Annotated in this window: 18 protein-coding genes and 1 pseudogene; 7 read left to right on the plus strand and 12 right to left on the minus strand. The window is 61.7% G+C overall.

Annotation, left to right across the window (positions count from 1 at the left end; genetic code table 11):
* The 3 genes from QOC89_RS18015 to QOC89_RS18025 form a co-directional block, all read left to right on the plus strand.
* A partial coding sequence (locus QOC89_RS18015; protein ID WP_323046265.1) for an MFS transporter occupies window positions 1–564 on the plus strand: 564 nt, incomplete at its 5' end.
* A 16-nt stretch (window positions 565–580) separates the two neighbouring features.
* On the plus strand, window positions 581–1,780 hold the full coding sequence (locus tag QOC89_RS18020; RefSeq protein WP_323046266.1) for a CoA transferase: 1,200 nt from the start codon (window positions 581–583) through the stop codon (window positions 1,778–1,780).
* Between the two features lie 2 nt (window positions 1,781–1,782).
* Window positions 1,783–2,607 (plus strand): citryl-CoA lyase, encoded by an 825-nt coding sequence (locus QOC89_RS18025; RefSeq protein ID WP_323046267.1) that lies wholly within the window; start codon window positions 1,783–1,785, stop codon window positions 2,605–2,607.
* On the opposite strand, the gene QOC89_RS18030 is transcribed toward QOC89_RS18025, so the two are convergent.
* On the minus strand, window positions 2,595–3,359 hold the full coding sequence (locus QOC89_RS18030) for an IclR family transcriptional regulator (protein WP_323046268.1): 765 nt from the start codon (window positions 3,357–3,359) through the stop codon (window positions 2,595–2,597). The two genes, QOC89_RS18025 and QOC89_RS18030, sit on opposite strands and share 13 nt — an antisense overlap.
* Before the next feature lie 166 nt (window positions 3,360–3,525).
* Here QOC89_RS18030 and QOC89_RS18035 point away from each other — a divergent pair.
* Window positions 3,526–3,747: pseudogene (locus QOC89_RS18035) on the plus strand (LysR substrate-binding domain-containing protein); the annotation flags it as partial.
* On the opposite strand, the gene QOC89_RS18040 reads toward QOC89_RS18035, so the two are convergent.
* Window positions 3,744–3,998: a hypothetical protein gene (locus QOC89_RS18040; RefSeq protein WP_323046269.1), complete on the minus strand. Its 255-nt coding sequence runs from the start codon at window positions 3,996–3,998 to the stop codon at window positions 3,744–3,746. The pseudogene QOC89_RS18035 and the gene QOC89_RS18040 sit on opposite strands and share 4 nt — an antisense overlap.
* A 61-nt stretch (window positions 3,999–4,059) precedes the next feature.
* Window positions 4,060–4,563 (minus strand): lecithin retinol acyltransferase family protein, encoded by a 504-nt coding sequence (locus tag QOC89_RS18045; protein WP_323046270.1) that lies wholly within the window; start codon window positions 4,561–4,563, stop codon window positions 4,060–4,062.
* A gap of 460 nt (window positions 4,564–5,023) precedes the next feature.
* On the opposite strand from QOC89_RS18045, the gene QOC89_RS18050 reads away from it, so the two are divergent.
* Both QOC89_RS18050 and QOC89_RS18055 read left to right on the plus strand, forming a co-directional pair.
* Window positions 5,024–5,311 carry a hypothetical protein gene (locus QOC89_RS18050; protein WP_093637794.1) on the plus strand — a complete coding sequence of 96 codons (288 nt, stop codon included), beginning with the start codon at window positions 5,024–5,026 and terminating at the stop codon, window positions 5,309–5,311.
* Between the two features lie 5 nt (window positions 5,312–5,316).
* Window positions 5,317–6,087, plus strand: a complete 771-nt coding sequence (locus QOC89_RS18055) for a PP2C family protein-serine/threonine phosphatase (protein WP_323046271.1) — start codon at window positions 5,317–5,319, stop codon at window positions 6,085–6,087.
* A 10-nt stretch (window positions 6,088–6,097) separates the two neighbouring features.
* Here the strand turns inward: QOC89_RS18055 and QOC89_RS18060 are convergent, their stop codons facing one another.
* The 9 genes from QOC89_RS18060 to QOC89_RS18100 all read right to left on the minus strand — a co-directional run bounded on the left by QOC89_RS18060 (window position 6,098) and on the right by QOC89_RS18100 (window position 18,854).
* Window positions 6,098–7,456 (minus strand): sigma-54 interaction domain-containing protein, encoded by a 1,359-nt coding sequence (locus QOC89_RS18060; RefSeq protein ID WP_323046272.1) that lies wholly within the window; start codon window positions 7,454–7,456, stop codon window positions 6,098–6,100.
* Entirely contained in the window at window positions 7,453–10,509 is a 3,057-nt protein-coding gene (locus QOC89_RS18065) for a peptidase domain-containing ABC transporter (RefSeq protein ID WP_323046273.1), read from the minus strand. Before QOC89_RS18065 ends, QOC89_RS18060 begins: the two co-directional genes overlap by 4 nt.
* 92 nt (window positions 10,510–10,601) lie before the next feature.
* Entirely contained in the window at window positions 10,602–11,354 is a 753-nt protein-coding gene (locus QOC89_RS18070) for a peptidylprolyl isomerase (RefSeq protein ID WP_323046274.1), read from the minus strand.
* Window positions 11,355–11,391: 37 nt separating this feature from the next.
* Window positions 11,392–12,765 carry an HlyD family efflux transporter periplasmic adaptor subunit gene (locus QOC89_RS18075; protein ID WP_323046275.1) on the minus strand — a complete coding sequence of 458 codons (1,374 nt, stop codon included), beginning with the start codon at window positions 12,763–12,765 and terminating at the stop codon, window positions 11,392–11,394.
* A complete protein-coding gene (locus QOC89_RS18080; RefSeq protein ID WP_323046276.1) occupies window positions 12,743–15,355 on the minus strand; it encodes an FHA domain-containing protein in 2,613 nt (870 codons plus the stop codon). The genes QOC89_RS18075 and QOC89_RS18080 overlap by 23 nt, the downstream gene beginning before the upstream one ends.
* A 226-nt stretch (window positions 15,356–15,581) precedes the next feature.
* Window positions 15,582–17,012: an efflux transporter outer membrane subunit gene (locus tag QOC89_RS18085; RefSeq protein ID WP_323046281.1), complete on the minus strand. Its 1,431-nt coding sequence runs from the start codon at window positions 17,010–17,012 to the stop codon at window positions 15,582–15,584.
* A 299-nt stretch (window positions 17,013–17,311) separates the two neighbouring features.
* A complete protein-coding gene (locus QOC89_RS18090; RefSeq protein ID WP_323046277.1) occupies window positions 17,312–17,590 on the minus strand; it encodes a hypothetical protein in 279 nt (92 codons plus the stop codon).
* Window positions 17,591–17,869: 279 nt separating this feature from the next.
* Window positions 17,870–18,304 (minus strand): DUF4399 domain-containing protein, encoded by a 435-nt coding sequence (locus tag QOC89_RS18095; protein ID WP_323046278.1) that lies wholly within the window; start codon window positions 18,302–18,304, stop codon window positions 17,870–17,872.
* A gap of 46 nt (window positions 18,305–18,350) precedes the next feature.
* On the minus strand, window positions 18,351–18,854 hold the full coding sequence (locus tag QOC89_RS18100) for a DUF4399 domain-containing protein (protein WP_323046279.1): 504 nt from the start codon (window positions 18,852–18,854) through the stop codon (window positions 18,351–18,353).
* Between the two features lie 409 nt (window positions 18,855–19,263).
* Here QOC89_RS18100 and QOC89_RS18105 point away from each other — a divergent pair.
* The coding region (locus QOC89_RS18105; protein WP_323046280.1) for a caspase family protein at window positions 19,264–20,379 on the plus strand (1,116 nt) is incomplete at its 3' end.

Genomic DNA, 20,379 nt, shown 5'->3' on the forward strand with positions numbered 1-20,379 from the left:
GCGATCACGATGCTCGTGTTCAACCTGTTCCAGGCAATCGGCTTTTACGGTTTCGCGTCATGGGTGCCGACGCTGCTGGTCTCCAAAGGCGTGACGATCACGCACAGCTTGCTGTACTCGTTCGTGATCGCGATCTCGAATCCGTTCGGTCCGCTGATCGGTATGGCGATTGCCGACCGCATCGAACGCAAGACGTTGATCGTGTTGTCGGCGCTCGGTATCGCCGTGTTCGGCAGCCTGTTCGCGACGCAAACCTCGCCCGCGATGCTGATGACGCTCGGCGTGCTGATCACGCTCTGCGGCACGCTGCTCTCGGTCGGCTATCACGCGTACCAGACCGAACTGTTCCCCACGCGCTTGCGGGCACGCGCCGTCGGTTTCGTGTACTCGATGTCGCGTTTATCCGCGATGTTTTCCGGCTTCATGATCGCCTTCGCGTTGCGCCACTTCCAGGTGCCAGGCGTGTTCGCGTTGATCACCGTGTCGATGGTGATGGTGATGGGCGCGATCGGCATCTTCGGGCCGCGTACCAACAACCGCAATCTCGACGAAATTTCGCATTGAACAAGAGGCTTCGAAGATGACGCTGCCGCTGGCAGGAGTGCGGGTACTGGATTTATCGAATGTGTTGGCGGGACCGTTTTGCGCGTATCAGCTCGCGCTGCTCGGCGCGGAAGTGATCAAGGTCGAGCACCCCGAAGGTGGCGATCTTGCACGGCGCTTAGGCGCCGACAAGGACGCCTCGATGCGCAATATGGGGGCTTCGTTCGTTGCGGTGAATGCGGGCAAGCAGTCCGTCACGCTCAATCTGAAAGACCCGCGCGGCAAGGCCATTTTGCGTGAGCTCGTGAAAACCGCGGACGTGCTGGTCGAAAATTTCCGGCCCGGTGTGATGACGCGGCTCGGCCTCGATTTCGACGCGTTGCGCGAGGTGAATCCGAAACTCGTGTATTGCGCGATCTCAGGCTTCGGCATGGACGGCGAGTTTTCGAAACGCCCCGCCTACGATCAGATCATCCAGGGTATCTCGGGTGTGATGAGCGTGACCGGCGATGCGGACAGCGCGCCGTTGCGCGTTGGCTATCCGGTGTCGGACACGGTGGGCGGCCTCACGGCCGCGTTCGGCATCTGCGCGGCGCTGGTCAATGCCCGCGCGAGCGGAAACGGCCGCATGCTCGACGTTTCGATGCTGGAGTCCACGCTGGCGACGATGGGCTGGGTCGTGTCGAACTATCTGAATGCCGGTGTCACGCCCGAGCCGATGGGCAACGAAAACTTTACCGCCGCGCCTTCGGGCACCTTCAAGACGGGCGACGGCCCGCTCAATATCGCCGCGAACGAGAACAAGCAGTTCGCGAGCCTCTGCCATCTGATCGGCCGCGCCGATCTGCTCGACGACGCGCGTTTCTCCGAGCGCAACGCACGCAAAATGAATCGCGCGACATTGAAGGCAGAAATCGAAGCGGCGCTGGCAACTGACAGCGCAACGAACTGGGAAGCCAAATTTTTCGAAGCAGGTGTGCCGGCCGGGCGCGTGATGTCGGTGCCGGAGATTCTCGCGCATCCGCATCTGGAATCGCGCGACTTCATCCGCGAATTCGCCGGCGACGGCGCCACCGACCGGCAACGCGTGACGCGTGCGGGCTTTCGTCTCTCCGATGCCGACACGGCGCCGACCACCCCCGCGCCAGCTTTATCGGCTCACACGCGCGAGCACCTCGCCTCGCTCGGTTACGACGACGCGCAAATCGACCACCTACGCTCCGAAGGAGTGATCTGAACATGACGCAAGCATTCGACGCCGCCAAGCTCGCCGCCGAGTACTGGAGCACCTCGATCATCGATATTCATCCCGGCTCGATCAAGGTGCGCGGGTTCCCGATTCAGGAGCTGATCGGCAACGTCAGCTTCCCGCAGATGATCTGGCTCATGCTGCGCGGCGAGCTGCCTGACGCCGCGCAAGCGCGTTTGTTCGAGGCGGCGCTGGTGGCGTCGGTGGATCATGGTCCGCATGCACCGTCGATTGCGATCTCGCGGATGGCGACCAGTTGCGGTTTGCCGTTGAACGGCGCGATGGCCTCGGCGATCAATGCGCTGGATGATGTGCATGGCGGTGCGGGTCAGCAGGCGGTCGAACTGTACGACTCGATTGCTGAATGCATGGAAGCAGGCGCCGCATTGGAACAAGCCGTCGAGCAAGGCGTCGACGCTTTTACCGCCGAACATGGCAAGTATTTGCCCGGCTTCGGGCATCGTTTTCATCCGGTCGATCCGCGGGCAATCCGGCTTCTTTCGCTCGTGGACGACGGCGTCGAACAGAAAAGTATCAGCGGACGATACGCCGCTATCGCACGCGGCATAGAAGCCTTGCTCAAGCAGCGCAAGAACAGACCCGTGCCGATGAATATCGACGGTGCAACCGCCGTGATCTACGCCGAGCTCGGTTTCGCGCCGGAACTGGCGCGCGGCGTGTTCTGCCTGTCACGCGCGGTCGGCATTCTGTCGCATGCATGGGAGCAACGCGGACGCAACGAGCGCAACAAAGGCCCGATGCCGCGCCAGATGAATTACACCTATACGGGTAAGCCTGAACGTCACCTGTCCTGAACTTCGGCCGCACGCCGCTGCGCATTGCGCATGGCGCCCGAGTCGCCGCCTAACGCGTCTGTTGCGCGCGCGGCGCAATCGAATAGCGCGGCAAGATTGCGCTCGAAGAAAGCCTGATCGATGCGCGAGCTTGGGCCCGCGAGCGTCACCACGCCACGCAAACTCTGACGCACGCCGAATACCGGCATCGAGATTCCGGCCGTCTCCCGATCGCGCTCGCCGATCGATACGCAATAGAAGTCCTCGCGAATCTTCTCGTATGGGTCGCCGGGCATGCCGCCGAACGCCAGCAATGCAAGGCCGCCGGAGCCGCTTTCCAGCGGCAGTACATCCCCTTCGCGCACGTGAAAACGCACTGCATGCGTCGAGTCCACACGATGCAGACACACACGCACCGCCTCGTCGCGCACGTAAAACGACACGCTTTCGCCGCTCGTTTCCGCGAGTTCGCGCATCAGCGGCACCAGAATATCGCCGACGTTCAGGCTGCGCTGATACAACGCGCCGAGCATGAAGGTTGCGGAGCCGAGTTGATAGCGGCCGTCGTCGAGACGCAGCAACAGGCGGTGCTGGATCAGCGAGCCCGCGAGCCGTAACAGCGTGCTCTTGTAAAGCCCCGTGCGTGCCGCGAGTTCGGCGAGCGTGAGCGCGGCATCGTCCGGCCGGAACGCGAACAGAATCGCGCAAGCACGATCGATGACGGCAACGCCCTCGCTTTCCCTTGAGTTTGATTTGTCCGCAGGCGTTGGCATGAGTTGGCTTGGTAAGGGTTGCTTCATATCGAAGGGGAAATTTTACGCTATGACGCGGGGCTGTCATACCCGTCGTACGTGCCAACGGACCGATACTACGCGCGAAGGCGGTCAACGCGGCGGGACCCCTTATGTGAAGCCGCAACTATCGGCTTTCCCGCGCTGACTGATGGTGGAAGCGGCCATGCAAGGTGCGGGTATCGCGCTGGCGCCGGCTTTGATGTTCGATCACGAGATCAATACGGGCCGGCTGGTGCGCCCGTTCGAGGTGGAAGTGCATGCCGGCAGTTACTGGCTGACGTGGCTGAAGGGCAAAGCGATGACGCCGGCCATGCTGCTGTTCAGTCAGTGGATCATGAAGGAAGCGGCCTCGCACCTACCAGGCTAGCAAACCGACGCGAGACGATGGCCGTTCATCGCGGGCCGCTCGGCTTGCGGCGGAAACACGTTCCATGAGCCGTCGTTGTGACGGAAGAAAAAGATCGACAGCAAGCCGCCTGGCCGCAGCGCTTCCACGCAGACATAGCGTTGATGTTGCGACGCGCTGTGGCAGAACCGCACGACACGCGCGGGCATCGACGGGGTGGGTGCGAGCCATTTATCGACGGCCCAGTGCAAGGTCTTTTCCGCGGCAACCATGATGTGCTCCCTGATCCTTGAATTAGTGAATTGGTCAACGCTTGAACTCGTTCCCGCTCGCTCACGCGAGTTGTGCGGCAACGTGACCATCCTTCGCAACGCTTTCGACAAACGCCTTCACCAGACACACCAGCGCGTGCATGCCGGTGCGGGGATGCCTCAAACAGCAATGCACCTGGTCGCTGTGGCTCTCGCCAGACAGACACCATGCGCAGAAGTGTTCGCAGTTGTTCGTCAGCAGGCGGTAGCGGTTTTCGCCGAGGCGGGAGCGCGCACGGCGCACGGCTTCATCGCCGACGTAGCGGGCGCTCGACGTCGAGCGGATCGTCAATGAATGACCGGCGGCGAAGCGGCTCAGGTCCACTTCCTCCACCGGGCCGCGATGCGCCGAACTCGCGAAGCCCGAGTAATGGACCACGCGGCCATTGCCGACGTAAATGCCGTGGTGTTCGTAGCCGCGCCGTTGCGTGACGAGATGCGCACCGATCGGCAGGTCGATGGTCGACACGTCGTCACGGCATTCGTCGCGGCATTCGCTGCTCGCCGGAAGTGGGTTCGTGTTCATGGCCGCTCTCGCTTCAATATCCAACACTGTTGCGAGAGCTTTTGCATCATCCGGGCCATGTGCCGAAAAGCCTTTATTTAAAGGGCTGGCCGGAACGACGAGGTGTTTTGAGCGCGGCATGTGTCCGCTGTGAGCCGACAGAAAACCAACCCATGTGTTGGCCTTGGTCGATCATCCGGAGCGTTGACTGAGCTGCCATGACGGGGTCGGCTAAGGTCCGAGACCTGGCGCCCAATGTGTTGGGTCCTGCACCCACGCACACGCACGGATGTTGGTTGCATTCCGACCTCTACGCGGTCACATGAACTCATGCGCCATCCACCAGCACCCGGAATCGCCGCGCTATCAACGCGTTGCGAGAAAGCGCGGGCGTGAGCCGCAAATTGGCATGGCACTTGCACCATCGCGTTCATTCCTTTTCAACCGCGCGCCAGACGCACGTGGCAAACCGGAGAACGACATGGCTTCTATCACAGTGAACGACCTTTCCCTGAACCTCGCGCTCGACCGCAAAGCGATGGCGGCGATCCGCGGCGGCGGCGGTGCGCCGTGGGTGTACGGCTGGATTCAGCCTTATGTGCGGGAAACGCCGAGCATCGGTCCGGTTGTGAACCTGTACGACATCTCGAACAACTTCTATGCTAACCAGATGATCAACACGTTCCAGTCGGTGGATGTGCGCAACACCGGCGCGAACTCGAACATCAACGTGTCCCCGGACGCACGCAGCAGAAACGATATGGTGTAGCCCTTGTGACCTGTCCGAGCCAGTTTCGATGGATGTCGTCCGCGCGTTCCGACGCCGGACGCATCCGTGAAATCAACGAAGATGCCTGCCTCGCCCAGCCGGAACCCGGCCGCTGGGCCGTCGCCGATGGCATGGGTGGGCACGCGGTCGGCGATCTGGCGAGCCGCCTCGTGATCGAGACACTGAGCCGGCTCGCGCCGCCGCTCGCCATGAAAGCCGGTATCGCCGACGCGCGGGCCCGGCTGCAAGCGGTCAATCGCCAGTTGCGCAATGAAGCCGCGCGCCGCCAGGTGCAGCGGATCGGCAGCACGGTCGTCGTGCTGCTCGCCTGCGACCGCTTCTGCGGCTATCTGTGGGCCGGCGACAGTCGCCTCTATCTGTATCGCGAAGGGCAATTGCGGCAACTGACGCGCGATCATAGCCAGGTGGAACAACTCAAATCGCTCGGCGTGATTACCGACGAAGAGGCGCGCCATCACCCGGCGCAACACATGATCACGCGCGCGGTCGGCGCGACCGATGTACTCGAACTCGATGACGATGCGATCGAAGTCGCGGACGGCGACGTCTTTCTGCTATGCAGCGATGGTTTGAGCAACGAGATCAGCGATGCGGAAATATTGGAGGTGCTGACCTCGGTGGCCTATGAGCGCGCGTCTGACGAACTGGTCGAGTTGGCCATCGCGCGTGGTGGACGTGACAATGTCACCGCCGTGGTGGTGCGAGCGGAAGATCCGTATGCGTCCGAGAAAACCCTGCTGAATCCGGCGCCCTGAAAGCGCGGCCTCAACTATCGCTATCCTCGTCATCATGCTCGTCAGCCCCATTTTTACTCGGGGACGGTGCATTGCGGTTGCGAAAATCCTTCGAATGCAGGCCGTGCTTCTTCAGGAGCATTTGCAGATGCGAGCGGTTCATATCGATCCGCCGGGCCAGTTCTGCAACCGTGCCGCTCACTTCGCGAAGCCCGCGCTCCAGGAAGGCTTTTTCCGCGTCGTCGCTCGCGGCGCGCTTCGCGTCGCTGAGCGACATCAGATTCGCCACGCTGATGGGCTCCTGCCCGCTCGCCGCGGCTGGATTGGACAAAGCCGCCGCTGACCCAGGCGCGGCCGGCCGCATATCCACCGGCAGATGATCGATATCCGCCATCTCCCCCGCCAGACACGACACGCGATACATCACGTTGCGCAATTCGCGGATATTGCCCGGATACGCATAGTTCAGCAGAAAGTCCCGCAGACGCGGCGTCAATCTGACAGGCCGGCGTTTCAGTGTACCCGCGGCCTCGTCGCCGAACCACGCAATCAGCAGCGGTATTTCATCACGCCGCTCGCGCAGCGGCGGCAATGTGACGTGAATCACGCTGAGACGGTAGAACAAATCCTCGCGGAACTTGCCCTCTTCGCTCAGCTGCCGAAGATTGCGATTGGTCGCCGCGACAATCCGCGTATCGACGGCAATCGTTTCATCTGAACCCACGCGCTGAATTTCGTGCGCTTCCAGCACGCGCAGCAGCTTCACCTGACCGGCGAGCGGCAGCTCGCCGATCTCATCGAGAAAGATCGTGCCCGTATGCGCGCTTTCGAATTTGCCCTTGCGGTCATTCGAGGCCCCCGTAAACGCGCCCTTGCGATGCCCGAACAATTCCGACTCCAGCAGATTGTCTGGAATCGCGCCGCAATTCACGGAGATAAACGGCTTGTCCGGGCGCGAGCCATTCGCGTGAATCACCTTCGCCATCAGTTCCTTACCCGTGCCGCTCTCGCCGTCGATCAACACCGGCAAATCGGTCGGCGCGGCTTTCTCCGCGATTTCGAGCGATTCGAGCAAACGCGGATTGTCGCCGAAGGTCCCCTCGAAAATGAAACTGCGCTCGATCAGGGCCTTTCTACGCGCGCCACGCGATTGATCGGCAGGTGCCGTGGGTTCGGCGGCCGTGGCGGCCTGCACGAAGCGCTCCTTGTGCGACAGTTGCATGACCTCGTCGCGCAATGAGGTGGCTTGCCGGAGCAGCTTGTCGATGTCGGCGCGCTCGAGCCGGGACGACCAGCGCAGCGTCGAGCGCAAGATCTCGATGCGCTCGATCAACCCCGCGTACGAAATCGCCGGGCTGGCTTCCTCTACCTGGTCGAGTATCTTCATCATGCGCTCAACTGTTTCTGGACCAGCTGGTAGTACATCCCGCCGCGCTGGATCAGCTCATCGTGACGGCCCTGTTCGACGATCGCCCCTTCGTACAGCACCAGAATCTTGTCCGCGCGCATGATGGTGCTCAGCCGATGCGCAATGATCACCGCCGTGCGGCCCTTCAGAATGTCGTGCATATTGCCGAGGATATTGCTCTCCGATTGCGAGTCCAGCGCCGAGGTGGCCTCATCGAATACCAGCAGACGCGGATCGTGATACAGCGCCCGTGCAATGCACAACCGTTGAATCTGGCCGCCGGATAAGCCAATGCCGCGTTCGCCGACAATCTGTTCGTAGCCGAGCGGCATCTTGCTGATAAACGCGTGCGCGTCGGCCATTTTCGCGACTTCCTCGATACGGCGCCGTTCGGGCGCGTCGTCGCCGCTTGCAATGTTCTCGGCAATCGTGCCGGAAAACAGCAGATTGCTCTGCATCACATAGCCGATCTGTGCGCGGAAATAGGCTTTGTCGACCACGCCGAGGTCGTAACCGTCGATGGTCATCTTGCCCTCGGTCGGCGCGTAAAAGCCGACCAGCAGTTTCGCGAGCGTCGTCTTGCCGGAACCGCTGCGGCCTACGATCGCCACCAGTTCGCCGGGTTTGATGTCGAAGCTGATATTTTCCAGTACATAGGCCGAATCATTCTCACCGTAGCGGAAGTACACCCCGTTGAGGCTGATCTCGCCTTGCAGCTCCGGCAGCATCACGCGCGAAGGCAAATCCTGCGGCTTCTGCTCGGGCTCGATATCGAGCACGTCGCCCAGGCGTTCCATCGCCACGCCCGCGTCGTTCAGCATGCTCCATAAGCCGACCAATCCCATCAGCGGACCCAGCACGCTGCCCATGAACGCATTGAACGCGATCAACTGACCGATGGTCATTTCGCGCGCCAGCACCAGATTCGCGCCGACCCAGAGGATCGCGATCGTGGTCGCCGCATTCAGCAACTGGCTGCCGAGGCCGACGAGAATGCTGAAGGCATGTGCCCGGTATTGCACTTCGAGTGCTTTGGCGTATTTCTTCTCCCAGCGCAATCGCACCGGCCGTTCGATACCCATGCCTTTGACGGTCTCGACACCGGCGAGCGCTTCCATCAGAAATGACTTCGAGTCAGTCGACGCCGTGAACACCTCGCGCGCGTAGTTCTTGATCTTCGGTGTGGCGAGCGCGGTCAGCGCCATGATCGGGATCACGAACCCGATCAGCACCAGCGTCATCTTCACGTTGTAGACAAACATGATCGTGAAGTAGATGAACACCATCAGCAGATTCAGCGCGGTGGTCACCGTGGATTCGGTGAGGAAGGCGCGGATCGTCTGGTTCTCCTGGAAGCGCGCGAAGATGTCGCCGGTTTTGCGTTTGGCGAAAAACGAAAACGGCAACGACAGGGTGTGCTTGAAGAACTGCGACATCATCGCGAAGTCCATGTTGCGCACCATGAAATTGGCGAGATACGCGCGGATCGACGACATCAATTGCGAGAACACATTGGCGATGATCAGGCCGCCAATCAGCAGATGCAGCAAGCTGACGTTCTGATGCACGATCACGCCGTCGAGAATATTCTGGATGATCAGCGGTGGAATCACGCCGAGTACCTGAATCACGAACGTGGCAAGGAACAGGTGGCCGAGAATCTTCTTGTACGGCCGGAGGTAGCCGACAAATCGTATCCATGGCGAACGCGCGGCCGACATCTGCAAGAGATTCGGGCCACCGGTAAAGAGCAGGCACGTGCCGCTCCAGCCGCGTTCGAAATCTTCAACCGTCATTTTCCTGAAACCGATTGCCGGGTCGGCGACCCACACGTATTCCTTGGAAAGCCCGTACACCACCACATAGTGGTATCCCTCCCAATGCACGATGAAGGGCAGATCGAAACCGCGCAATGAATCGAACGTGCATTGCACGCCACGCGCGGTGAAGCCGAGCGATTCGCCGGCGCGCGCCAGACTGTCGAGCGTCGCGCCTTGTGTCGTGACGTTGGCGAGTTCGCGCAGTTTGCCCAGCGTCATGGGAATGTTGTAGTGGCGGCATACCATTGCGAGACACGCGGCGCCGCAATCCATTTCTTCGGCCTGCTCGACCAGCGCAAAGCGCTTGATGACCTTTTCGCCGAACTCGGGTTTGGTCTGCAGATCGAGCATCAACGGCAACTTGCGCCGCTGTTCGAGGCGCTTTTGCCGCTGCAGTTCGCGGTCGCCGTAACGAATCCGCTCGTCCAGCACTTCGCGCAGCTTGGGGTTGCGCTCCAGAATGAAATGGACCGTGCGTTCCGGGATCACCAGCAGCCGAGTTTCGGTCGTTGCCACTACCGAGGCCATTTGCTCCTGACGCATCAAACAGGCTTTTTCGCCGAAGATTTCGCCTTCGCCGAGCGTCGCCAGCGTGTAGTCGTGACCTTCCTCATGACGGACGATGCGAACGCCGCCTTGCCGCACCACGTAGAGCCGCCGGTCGTCGCGCCCGTCCTGCTTGAGAATTTCCTTGCCCGCGGCCACCCGTTTCACGCCGACGCTGCGCACATATTCTTCGAGTTCCGCCTTATTGAGCTTGCCGCGCAGATCGAACAACTGTGCCACGAACCCACCGGCCGAACTGATCGCCACGTAACTCGCGATAAAGGCTAACGCAGCCTGATTGCCGGCAATCACCGGTTCGATCGCGACACGGGGAATGAACAGCAACTCGGTTTTCGCGGACGCCCGTACCGAAGCCTCGTGCACATACGAGCGCAACATCGCAATGTCGGCGAAGATCTCGCCGGCCTTGCGCACGCCCATGCTGGTCTCCTTGCCGTGTTCCTCGGTAAAGATACGGACTGAACCCGAGCGAACCACGTAAAGACCGTCAGCCGTCTCGCCCGCCGAGCAGACCGTTTCGCCGAACGAATAGAAGCGTGCCTGCGCATACTCGGCAAGACGCTCGATCTCGTCGCGCGACAACGGCGAAAGGATTTCCACCGAGGTCAGAAACTCGGCAGCGGAAGGCGCGGTCTGGGGTGCATCCATGGGCTTGCGGACCTCGGTTCGGCGTGGCTTTGTCTGGTGTTGTCTGGTGTCTCGGTGTTGCGTTGCGGCGCGCCGCGATTCGAACTACGGGGCTAGCGCGCTTCGATCACATGCTCCTGAGCGCGCGCAATCAGCCAGCTCTCGCGCAACAGACGCCTGACTTCGGCGGCCACATCTGCATCGAGCGTCGCCGGATATTTCGCGGTCACGGCGAAAATCTCGAAGCATGAGCGATCCGCCGACGCAAACGGCCCGAGCAGATCGCCCACCGCCGCATTGAAAATCTTCGCCTCGATATCCGGCTTCAACGATCCCCGCAACACCTTGCCGATCACGCCGCCGGCTTCGCGCGTATCCGCGATCGAATGCTCGCGCGCCATGTCGGCAAAGCTGTCGGGATCGTCATGCAGGTACGAAATCATTTCCTTCGCCTTGCCTTCGCTATCGAGCACGATATGGCTCACCTCGATTGCGTCGAACTTCGGCGAATTCAGCGCGAAGTAATCCTTGATCGCGGCCTCGTTGCCGACCACGTCGAGCATCTTCTCCTGATACAGCCCGTCGGTAATGAAGGCCTCGAACTCGTCGAGACTCACGTTGAGCGCATCGAGGTATTGATTCATATCCGTCGCGCGATGCAGGCCGCGCACGCGGCGGAACTGGTCGGCGCGCTGCTGGATTTCGTCCGCCGTGACGGCAATGCCCTGTTTCTTCGCCGCATGCACGGTGAGCTTGTCGCGCACAATCTGCTCGATCAGGCTCTCGAACTGGCCAGTCAATTTCAGAAGACGAATGAACTCGGAAACGTCCACCAGTTCGTCATCGATTCGTACTATCGCGGTCATGTCATCCGCTCCTTTAATTGACGTGTAGTCGGCGCGCTCAACCCGCCAAATGCCTGAACGGATCGAGACCCAGATCGATCAGGCGCCGTTCGCGCACCACGATTTCCGCGCTCGCCGTCATGCCATAGCGCAGCGGATAGCGTGTGTCGGCAATCTGGTAGTAGTTCTTGTCAAGCGTGACGCGGCCTTCGTACACCGGCTGTTTGTCCTGCAACGACGGTTTGGTGGCCGGCGAGATATAGGCCAGCGTGCCGCTGATCAGCCCATAACGCTGATACGGGAACGCGTTGAATTTCAGCTTGACGGACTGGCCTTCGTGCAGAAAAGCACGGTCGTGTTCGGCGATTTCGATCTTCAGCACGGGCTTCGCATCTTTCGGCGCGATGCCGCCGAGCGGCGCGTTCGCCTGGATCTTGTCGCCCCGTTGCGTGGAGGTCACGTCGGTAATGACGCCGGAGACCGGCGCGAGGATCAGCAGGAAATTGTCTTTGTCGATGTTCTCGAAGCGGATTCGCGCGGCGGCTTCAGCCACGAGGCGTGCGGTCTGCAGTTGCAGACGCACCTTGTCTTCCGCGTCGGTGATGTCGCGGACGGCCGAGTCGTACTGGAGTTGCAGGTCGGTGGTCTGCTGGCCGCTGGTTTCGAGTTGCGCATTGGCCTGCGCGTATTCGTGGCTCAAGCGGAAATCCAGTTCAGCGAGTTTCGATTGGGCGACACGGTAAGCGTTATCCGCTTCCATCGCCGCAGTGCGTTTCTGCTCCACCTGCAACTCGGCGATGCCCCCACCGCCTGGTTGCGCGAAAAGCCGCGAGTAGCGGTCCAGTTCCTGACGCGCCGCTTCGCGCGTGCGGCGCGCATTGTCGAGCACGCTGCGCGCTTCGTCGAGTTCGGCCTTCTGGCCTTCGGCGAGCTTGCTGGTGCCTTCCGAGACGCGATTTTCGTGCAGATGGGCTTCCACCTCCATCTGTGCCTTCAGCGCGGCTGCCTTGCGCTCCATCAGTACTTTCTTCTCCGGGAACTGTTTCCAGTCGCGCTCGGCGTCTTCGAGTTTGAGTTGCGCCTGCAGCGCGTTGCTCGCTGCCTCGATCGCACCGCGCGCATTCAGCCGCGCCAGCACATCGCCCTTTTGCACCGGCTGCCCCTCGGCGATGTACAGATCGGCGAGTTCGCCGTCGATCGGCGCATAGATGCGGCGCACCTCCGATTCCGGCGAGAGCGTGCCCTGCGCGCTGACGATCACGTCGGCGCGGCCCACGAACGACCACAGCAAGCCGGCCACCACCAGCGCGACCATCGCCCAGATCAGCGCACGCGCGAGCCGTACCGGCTCCGCGGTGAGAATGGCGATGCCCTCGACGCTGTGGTCCTCCAGCGCCTCCGACAACGGTCTAGGGTGACTGTCGCGCTTCACTCTGCCCGCCTCCGATCAATGCCAGCTTCGCCTTCAATAGCCCGGGATCCAGCACCATGCGCAACTCGGTCAGCGAGCGGCGCTGCAGATCCGCTTCGGCCTGGATATCCGCGAGCAGGCGGTCGAAGTCGGCGGGATGATCCGCTTTCAGCTGGGTATAGATGCGCATGCCCTGTTGCGCGGCAGACTGCGCATCGGACAACAGCCGCGCCTCGCTGCGAAAACCGGGTGAAATCCCCGCTTCCAGCCGTTGCGTGCCGCCGATCGGACCGCTCGCCCGATACTGTTTCCAGAGGCTCTGCGCGCGCAGCAACAGGTCTTGCGCGCGCGCCAGCGCTTTGTCGTGCAACGCGGCGACGTCTTTCTGGATCGATTGCACGAACCAGGCGTCCGCCGCCGGATCGAGACTGGCGTAGAACGACAGCAAGCGTTGGTCGTAGTCCTTGCTTGCGCGCGTTTTCTGCAAATCCGCGAATTGGTCTCGCAGCCCTTTCTTGTGTGCCAGTTCCGCTGCGATCACATCGGACCACGGCCCGGCAGGCATGGCCTGCAATTCGCCCAGCGCCTGCTGGGCGTCGCCGCGCCGCCACGCCGCGCTCGCCGCGTCATGGCGCTGAATGACGTCGGGCGACGGCAGACGGCTCGCGGCCAGTTGCTGAAACTGCGCCTGAAATGGCGGGGTGCTGAAGCGCACTGTCTTTATCAAGGCGAGCAACGGCGTCAGTTGCCGGCTCAGCGCTGCATTCAGCACATCGGTGTACTGCCGCAGATCCGTCCGTACACGGTCGAGACCGGCGAGACGCGGATAACGCTGCGCGTAATCGTCGAGTACGGCAGGCAATGCATCGGGCTTGTCGCGTGCCAATTCGGTGCGAATCGTGCCGTTCAGACGATCGATGGCCGCGAGGTACACCGAGTCGTCACTTTCCAGTTTGCGCAGATGGCTCAGTGCCTGCGCATACGGCTCCGCAAAAACAGGCACATACGAGGCAATGCGGTCCAGGGCGCGCTGATGGTTTCGCGGGTCGTCCTCCCAGCGTTGCAGCAGGCCGCCGATGGTGGCCTCGTCCGCGTATATGCGGATCGGCGCGTCGACGCCGCCGCGCCCCGCCACGAAACGCTCCAGGTCGCCCACCCATTGCAATTCGCCGACCAGAGCGGAAGCGTCCGCGTTATTCGCACTCAACGACCTCATCTCCTTGAGCAGCGCGTCGGCCTGGTCGAACTGCGCCTTTTGCAGCGCGTTCAGCCAGCCGGGGATTTTTGCCTTCAGCAGCGCTTCGGTCGCTAATGCGCCGATTTTCGTGTCGGCGGGATGGCTCGTCAGATAGCCGTTTGCCGCTGTCACCGCGCCGCTGTAATCTCCGCTCGCCAGCAGGTTTCTCAACTCGCGCTCCGATGAGCCACGCATGTAGAGCGTCAGCGCCGCGGCCACCAGAATAGCGACTGCCGCGCCACCCCACCATGCGGCGCGACCTGCCATCGTGTGATCGCCACCCGCAAAGGCGTTGCTGAGTTCACCGGCTACCAGACGCCAGCGCTGCGGGCGGCCCTTCGCTACCTTGTTGCCTTGTCTCGTATGCGTGCTGCTGCTTGTGCCCTGCGCGCCGTTTGCGCCGTGCTTGCCTTTCGTGCCGCTTGTGCCATTCGCGCCGCCCGTCAGCGTGTCGCGCTTCGCCTGCGCAGAGGCGGCCTGCGCCGCCTCGTTGACTTCGTCTTCACGTTGCAGCGCCGGGTCGACGCAGAAGATATCGAGGAACGAATGCGCGGCGCCGACGAACGTGGTCTTGTCGGGATCGGCGGCGGCGTCGACAGCGGGGTTGACGAGTAACTGGGTCACGGTCGGCTCGACTTCAGGGGGATTTTGCAGCGTCACCCTGTAGACGAAGTGGTCGCCGCCAAATGCAAGGAGGTCTCCCTCTACCAGCGCCACAGCGGTTTCGTCGAGCCGCTTTCCGCCGACGAATGTGCCATTCGTGCTGCCGAGATCTTCAAGGTAAAGCTCGCCGCCTTTCAGAAAGATGTGCGCATGACGGCGCGAGATGTAGTTGACCTGATGCGGATAGCGGTCCCTGTAGCGCGAGAAGACTTCGTCGGCCTTGCTGATGAGAAAGGGGAACGCCTGCACGTCGATGGGTTGGAGATCGAGGTCGCCGCGCTGCGGCTCCAGCAGCAGGCCGGGTGCGGGCGGCGCACTCGCGGCGGCGACGATCCGCGCGCGCGGTTCGATACCCACGCGATAGCAGAGCTCGCCGCCGAAGCACAATTCGTCGCCGCCACGCACCCGTGCCGGCGCTTGCCGCACCGGGACACCGTTGAGCGTCGTGCCGTTCTTGCTGCCGAGATCGGCCACATAGACGGCGCCCTGTTCCGTGAAAATCCGCGCATGGCGGCGTGACAGACGGGTAAGCCGCTCGGCGGGGTAGTCGGTAAACGGCACCTCGCTGCGGCCAATCGCGAACAGGCTGTCGACGATCCGGATCGCGTCCAGCGCGGGACGCTGCGCGGACGCAACCGGGGACAGCACCACGTCGAACGTGGCCTCCTGGGTTGCGCGCATCTCAGCAATCGAAGCTTCGCCAGCAGTCATTTTATGTGGATCACTAATCGTTTACCCGCTGCGGCGAGCGCGCAACGGAAACGGAAAGAAGAGCTACGGCGAATAACGGATCTTTTAACGAGCCGCGCGGAATCCGGCTTCTTACAAATATTAAGTCACACATGGCGAGTGTCAATTTTCAGATCGTCGGTTGGAGAGGCCATTCATGCGTCGTATGCAGCCGAAATGCGCCGTGCGCGCCATGCCCCGGATTAGCTCAGTGCTCCTTTACTTCCGTTTGCACGTCCACGCTCGGCCAGCCGCCACCGAGCGCCTTGTACAGCAGCACCGTGTCGGACAGAATCAGTTGATGGTTGGCGAGTAATTCCTGTTGCGCCTCCAGCAAGGTCCGTTCGGTTTCGAAAACCTCCAGCTGCGACACCACGCCCAGACGCAATTGCGACTGAATCTGATCGGCGACGATTTGCAGACGCGATACCTCCTGCTGCAATTCCAGTCGCTGCGCCTTGTGCGAGCTCAGATTGACCAGTGCGTTTTCCACTTCCTCGAATGCACCCATGACGGCCACGCGGTATTGCTGTTCGGCGACCGTCGATTGCGCCTGCGTGACTTTCACATGCGCCCGCACGCCGGGATCGAGCAATGGAATATTGATGCTGGGCATGAATCCGTAAGTGAACGACTTCAGCAGATCGGTCAGCGCGAAACTTGCCGTGCCGCCGTGGCCGGTGAGGTTGATGGTAGGTAATTGCGCGAGCTTGGCTTGACCGACCAGGTCGTAGGCTTCCAGCACTCTGAACTCCGCGGCCACCACGTCGGGACGCCGCGCGAGGAGTTGCGCGGGCAGGCCGTCAGGCACGGCAGGCAATTGCACGCGTTGCTGCAAATGCCCTTGGGGCAACTGGAACTCGCCCGCCGGCACGCCGAGCAACGTGCACAACGCGTTGTTCGCGATGGCGCGCGAACGGCGCAGTTCGAGCAACTGATTCGTCAGGCGGTTGATTTCGGCCTGCTGGCGCAACACCTGCGTTTGCGGCACGAGCCCGTTGCGGCGTTGGCCGTCGTAGATCGTGAGAATCTGGCGGTTCGTCACGAGCGTTTGTTGCTGCTGCTCGATCTGGTCGTCGAATTGGAGAATCTGGAAATAGGTGCTCGAGACATTCGCTACCAGCTCGAGATAGCCGGCGCGCCAGTCCGCCTCGCTGGCGTGGAACTCGGCTTTTTGCGCCTGCACGCCCTTCTCCACTTTGCCCCAGATATCGATGTCCCAGCTCACCTGCGCAGCGACGTTGTACTGTTTGATAAGCTTTTGACCCGTGGTCTTTTCGAAATCGGCACCGCCGCCGAGATCCATGGTCGGCAATGCACCTGCTTTGGCCTCGCCGATCTGCGTGCCTGCCACGTCGATTCGCGCGGCCAGCACCTTGATATCGAAGTTGTTCGCGATCGCTTTCGCAATCAGTGTGTCCAGGTAGGGATCGTGGAAGCCTTTCCACCACTCGGGATCGATGGTTGCGGCCGCCGATACCGGCGCGCCTTTCTGATCCGACCACGACGCCTTGGCGGGCGTGTCGGGCCGCTTGTAGTCGGGCATGCTGACATCGATACACGCGCACAGCGCGAGCGCACAAAGCGTTGCGGCACAGAGTCCACGCAGCGCCGCGGCCGCGTTGCGCGCACGCGCCAATGGGCGCTCCGCGCAGCCAGGCGACGATGCATAGAAAAAGCGCTGACCGCCGATTGAATCAAGCAACGCTGACACGATTTTCTCCGATGACGCCGGCTACGTTGCACGAGGAGAACGCGCTATTTAAGTAAAGCATGTCCTGCCCGGCTTCACCATCGAAGCGGTACGGGAAGGTCGGCGCGGGATCGGGCGGTGACGCTGGGGTCGTGTGGAAAGAACGATTGGATGCGAAATCTTTTTGACGCGCGAGTCTTGCGCGTCCCGCGGAGACATGAGCGCCTCCGCGGCGGCTACGCCGTTCAGTACACGTTGATGTTGTTGCTCGAGCTCACGTGCGGGTCGATCGTCGTGGTGATGCCGGCGACGAACGCTGCGTTGTTGCCGTTGGCGTTCTGGATGTTCACTTCGTTGCTGATCAGTTGGGTGGCGTTGACGGTCTTGCTGTTGTTCGGCGCATACACCGGCGTGAAGTTGAAGTACGACGAGGACGGATAGCCGTGGCCGCCGCGCACGGCGCTCATCGCCTTGCTGTCGAGTTGTTCGGTAATGGACAGGTCTTTGATCATCAGCGTGTTCATGGTAAATCTCCTGGAAGGGAAACAGCACAGTGTTGCGGTTGGGTTCGAGCATCTTGTCTGCTCGAGTGTCACTAACGCATGGGCTGTGCCAGTTTTGCTTTCCGATCCTAAGAAATGTTCGGAACGGCTGTAATAAAGGGGTTTCAGGGATCGTAGAGCGTCGCGTGCGGTACGACGGCTACGGAGCGGCAGGTTGGCGCTGGTGGATCGCAGCCAACAATGGGCGCCACGGTGTTGGCTTCGACGTGACACTGAAGAGAGAACCGCACCGCTACCCCATCAACGTGCAATGACCGTGATCTTCTTCGAGTACACCGGCGGATTGTGAGGGATATGCATGTCATCGCCCATCAGCAGTTGCAGCGTGTGCTTGCCGGGCGGCAGTTGAATCATCGTTTCCGTTTCACCCGCGCCAAAGTGCAGATGGTTGCGGTCCGACGGAATTTCCTGGTCCAGCGGCGGCAGATCGGTATCGATCAGCAAATGATGATGCCCCGTGTTCGGGTACTTGACGCCCTTCGGCGCGACGCCCATATAGCGCAAGCCGAACCACACCCGGAACGGTTTATTGGCCGGCACCACCTGACCATCGTTCGGATAGCCGATATAGGCATGCGCGCCGGCAGGCGCCGGCGTCGTGCCGGCCGTGGCGGGAATCGGCGCGGCCAGTGACGCCAATGCCAGAAACGCCGCGAGCGCGATGATCTTGTCCATGTTGGTCTCTCCGTCCTGACGGACCCGCTTTGAATGAACGGGACAGCTAGTCTTTTAGTACGGTGATGGTGATCTTCTTCGAATACACCGGCGGCACGTGGGGCACGTGATTGTGGTCGCCAAGAATGAGTTGCAACGTGTGCTTGCCCGGTGGCAACTCGATCCGCGCGTCGGTCTCACCCGCGCCGAAATGCAGGTGGTTGCGGTCCGACGGAATTTCCTGGTCGAGCGGCGGCAAATCGGTGTCGATCAACAGATGGTGATGACCGGTGTTCGGAAGAGCGACACCTTTCGGGCACACGCCCATGTTGCGCAAGCCCATGCGAACCCATAGCTTGCCGCCGTGAATCACCGTGCCATCCGACGGCCAGATGATGTATTCCTCGGCGCCGGGCGGCGAGGGGGTTTGCTCGGCAAGCGCGGTTTCGCACAGCGACACGCCGCACAGCAGGATGACGAGCGTGACGCGCAAAGCCTCGCGAAGCGCTGCAAGCCACGCGTTCGCTCCGTAACGGATGTCGAGCACGCCAGGTGTGAGGACTCTTCGCATTGCGCACTCTCCCGAAGATGGATCGGGCCGCCCCGGCTGCGTAAAGCGCAAGCCGGACGATCCGACTGGATGTCGCGGGCGCTCGCGTGGTTCAGTGGATACGCGTGGATCCACGTGGCGGATTGACGTAGATGAGCGGCCACATGATTAAAACGGCCGTAGTGCCCTACTTTGTGAATCAGCTTAGGTCGTAACTTGCCAAAAAGATACGCCACACTCGTTAACCGTATAACGCATTGACGATGTGCGGACAGTTGTGACGCGCAAACCGCGTGCTATCGTTATTCATAGGTTGTCGATGGAAAGTCGCGCGCGGCATCGATGCTGTGTGCGATCCGCTTCAATGGCTGACGCGGGCGTCGCGGTCGTCGAAACCCTATGTTCTGTCCGGAACAAACAGGATACGAATATGTGGCGAACATTCCTGCTGGTGTGCATGGCCGGGGCAATTCAGGCGCAGGCGGGCAGCGTCCATGCCGCGACGCAGCGTGACGCCGCAGAACTTGGGGCGGCGGCTCCACGCATGGCGGTTGCGTCGATCGTGCCGCTCGCACTGCATGGGAGGGATACGCAGCCCGCGCGCATTGCACTGGTGATTGGCAACGGCGCGTACGGTGATCACGCCGGTTACGCGGACCCGCTTCGCGTTAATGCGCCGCGCGACGCTGAGGCCGTGCGCGACACGCTGCGCGCTCGCGGCTTCGACGTCATCTTGCGCACCGATGCAACGCCGCAGCAAATGCGCGATGCCATCAGCGAATTCCGCCAACGTCTGCGAGATGGCGGCATCGGACTCTTCTATTTCGCGGGACACGGCCTGCAAATCGGCCGGCAAACGCTGCTCGTGCCCGCCGGCCTCGACGCACGCGCGCCGGCCCGGCTGGTGAGCGAGGGCGTCGATCTGGATAGCGTATTAGAGGCAATGCGCGCGCCGCGTGCCGGACAGCTGAATGTCGTGATTCTCGACGCTTGCCTGAACAATCCTTTCACCGCCGGCGTCACGTTCAATAGGGCCGCTTTGCCCGCCAATACCGTGGTCGCGTATCCGACAGCGCCGGGCGGATTTGCGGCGGACGGCATGCGCCATGGCGTCTATACGAATGCATTGCTGCGGGCGCTCAACGACGCTTCTTCATCACGGAACCTCGCGGGAATGTTTCAACGCGTAGCGACGTCCGTTAGCACGGCCACCAACGGGGAGCAGGTACCCTGGATCGCGTCATCGCTTGCCGGGACTGCGAGCTTGAGCGAGCCTCCCGCAGCTCCTGGCACTAGCGCGGCGCTCATCGCCGCCACCCGCGACGAACCCATTGCCGTCTTGCACAGCAGAGGCATTCTGCCAAAGGACAGCAGCGAGCAATACGAAATTACCTTCTGGAATTCCATCAAGGACAGCAACTACCCGAGCGATTACGAGGCCTATCTGAAGGCCTATCCCAATGGCCGCTTCGCCGCGCTCGCTCACGCGCGTATCGACCGGCTGCGCGCCGCGGCTTCGGCGAGTGCGCCGTCCGCTTCGCCAGGG

The organism is Paraburkholderia sp. (assembly GCF_034668105.1).
Lineage (GTDB): Bacteria > Pseudomonadota > Gammaproteobacteria > Burkholderiales > Burkholderiaceae > Paraburkholderia.

What these genes read in the sequence shown, in the direction of transcription:
- QOC89_RS18020 (WP_323046266.1), top strand. Translation starts at nt 581, where the DNA reads ATGACGCTGCCGCTGGCAGGAGTGCGGGTACTGGATTTATCGAATGTG.
- QOC89_RS18025 (WP_323046267.1), top strand. Translation starts at nt 1,783, where the DNA reads ATGACGCAAGCATTCGACGCCGCCAAGCTCGCCGCCGAGTACTGGAGC.
- QOC89_RS18030 (WP_323046268.1), bottom strand. Translation starts at nt 3,359, where the DNA reads ATGCCAACGCCTGCGGACAAATCAAACTCAAGGGAAAGCGAGGGCGTT.
- QOC89_RS18040 (WP_323046269.1), bottom strand. Translation starts at nt 3,998, where the DNA reads ATGGTTGCCGCGGAAAAGACCTTGCACTGGGCCGTCGATAAATGGCTC.
- QOC89_RS18045 (WP_323046270.1), bottom strand. Translation starts at nt 4,563, where the DNA reads ATGAACACGAACCCACTTCCGGCGAGCAGCGAATGCCGCGACGAATGC.
- QOC89_RS18050 (WP_093637794.1), top strand. Translation starts at nt 5,024, where the DNA reads ATGGCTTCTATCACAGTGAACGACCTTTCCCTGAACCTCGCGCTCGAC.
- QOC89_RS18060 (WP_323046272.1), bottom strand. Translation starts at nt 7,456, where the DNA reads ATGATGAAGATACTCGACCAGGTAGAGGAAGCCAGCCCGGCGATTTCG.
- QOC89_RS18065 (WP_323046273.1), bottom strand. Translation starts at nt 10,509, where the DNA reads ATGGATGCACCCCAGACCGCGCCTTCCGCTGCCGAGTTTCTGACCTCG.
- QOC89_RS18070 (WP_323046274.1), bottom strand. Translation starts at nt 11,354, where the DNA reads ATGACCGCGATAGTACGAATCGATGACGAACTGGTGGACGTTTCCGAG.
- QOC89_RS18080 (WP_323046276.1), bottom strand. Translation starts at nt 15,355, where the DNA reads ATGACTGCTGGCGAAGCTTCGATTGCTGAGATGCGCGCAACCCAGGAG.
- QOC89_RS18090 (WP_323046277.1), bottom strand. Translation starts at nt 17,590, where the DNA reads ATGAACACGCTGATGATCAAAGACCTGTCCATTACCGAACAACTCGAC.
- QOC89_RS18095 (WP_323046278.1), bottom strand. Translation starts at nt 18,304, where the DNA reads ATGGACAAGATCATCGCGCTCGCGGCGTTTCTGGCATTGGCGTCACTG.
- QOC89_RS18100 (WP_323046279.1), bottom strand. Translation starts at nt 18,854, where the DNA reads ATGCGAAGAGTCCTCACACCTGGCGTGCTCGACATCCGTTACGGAGCG.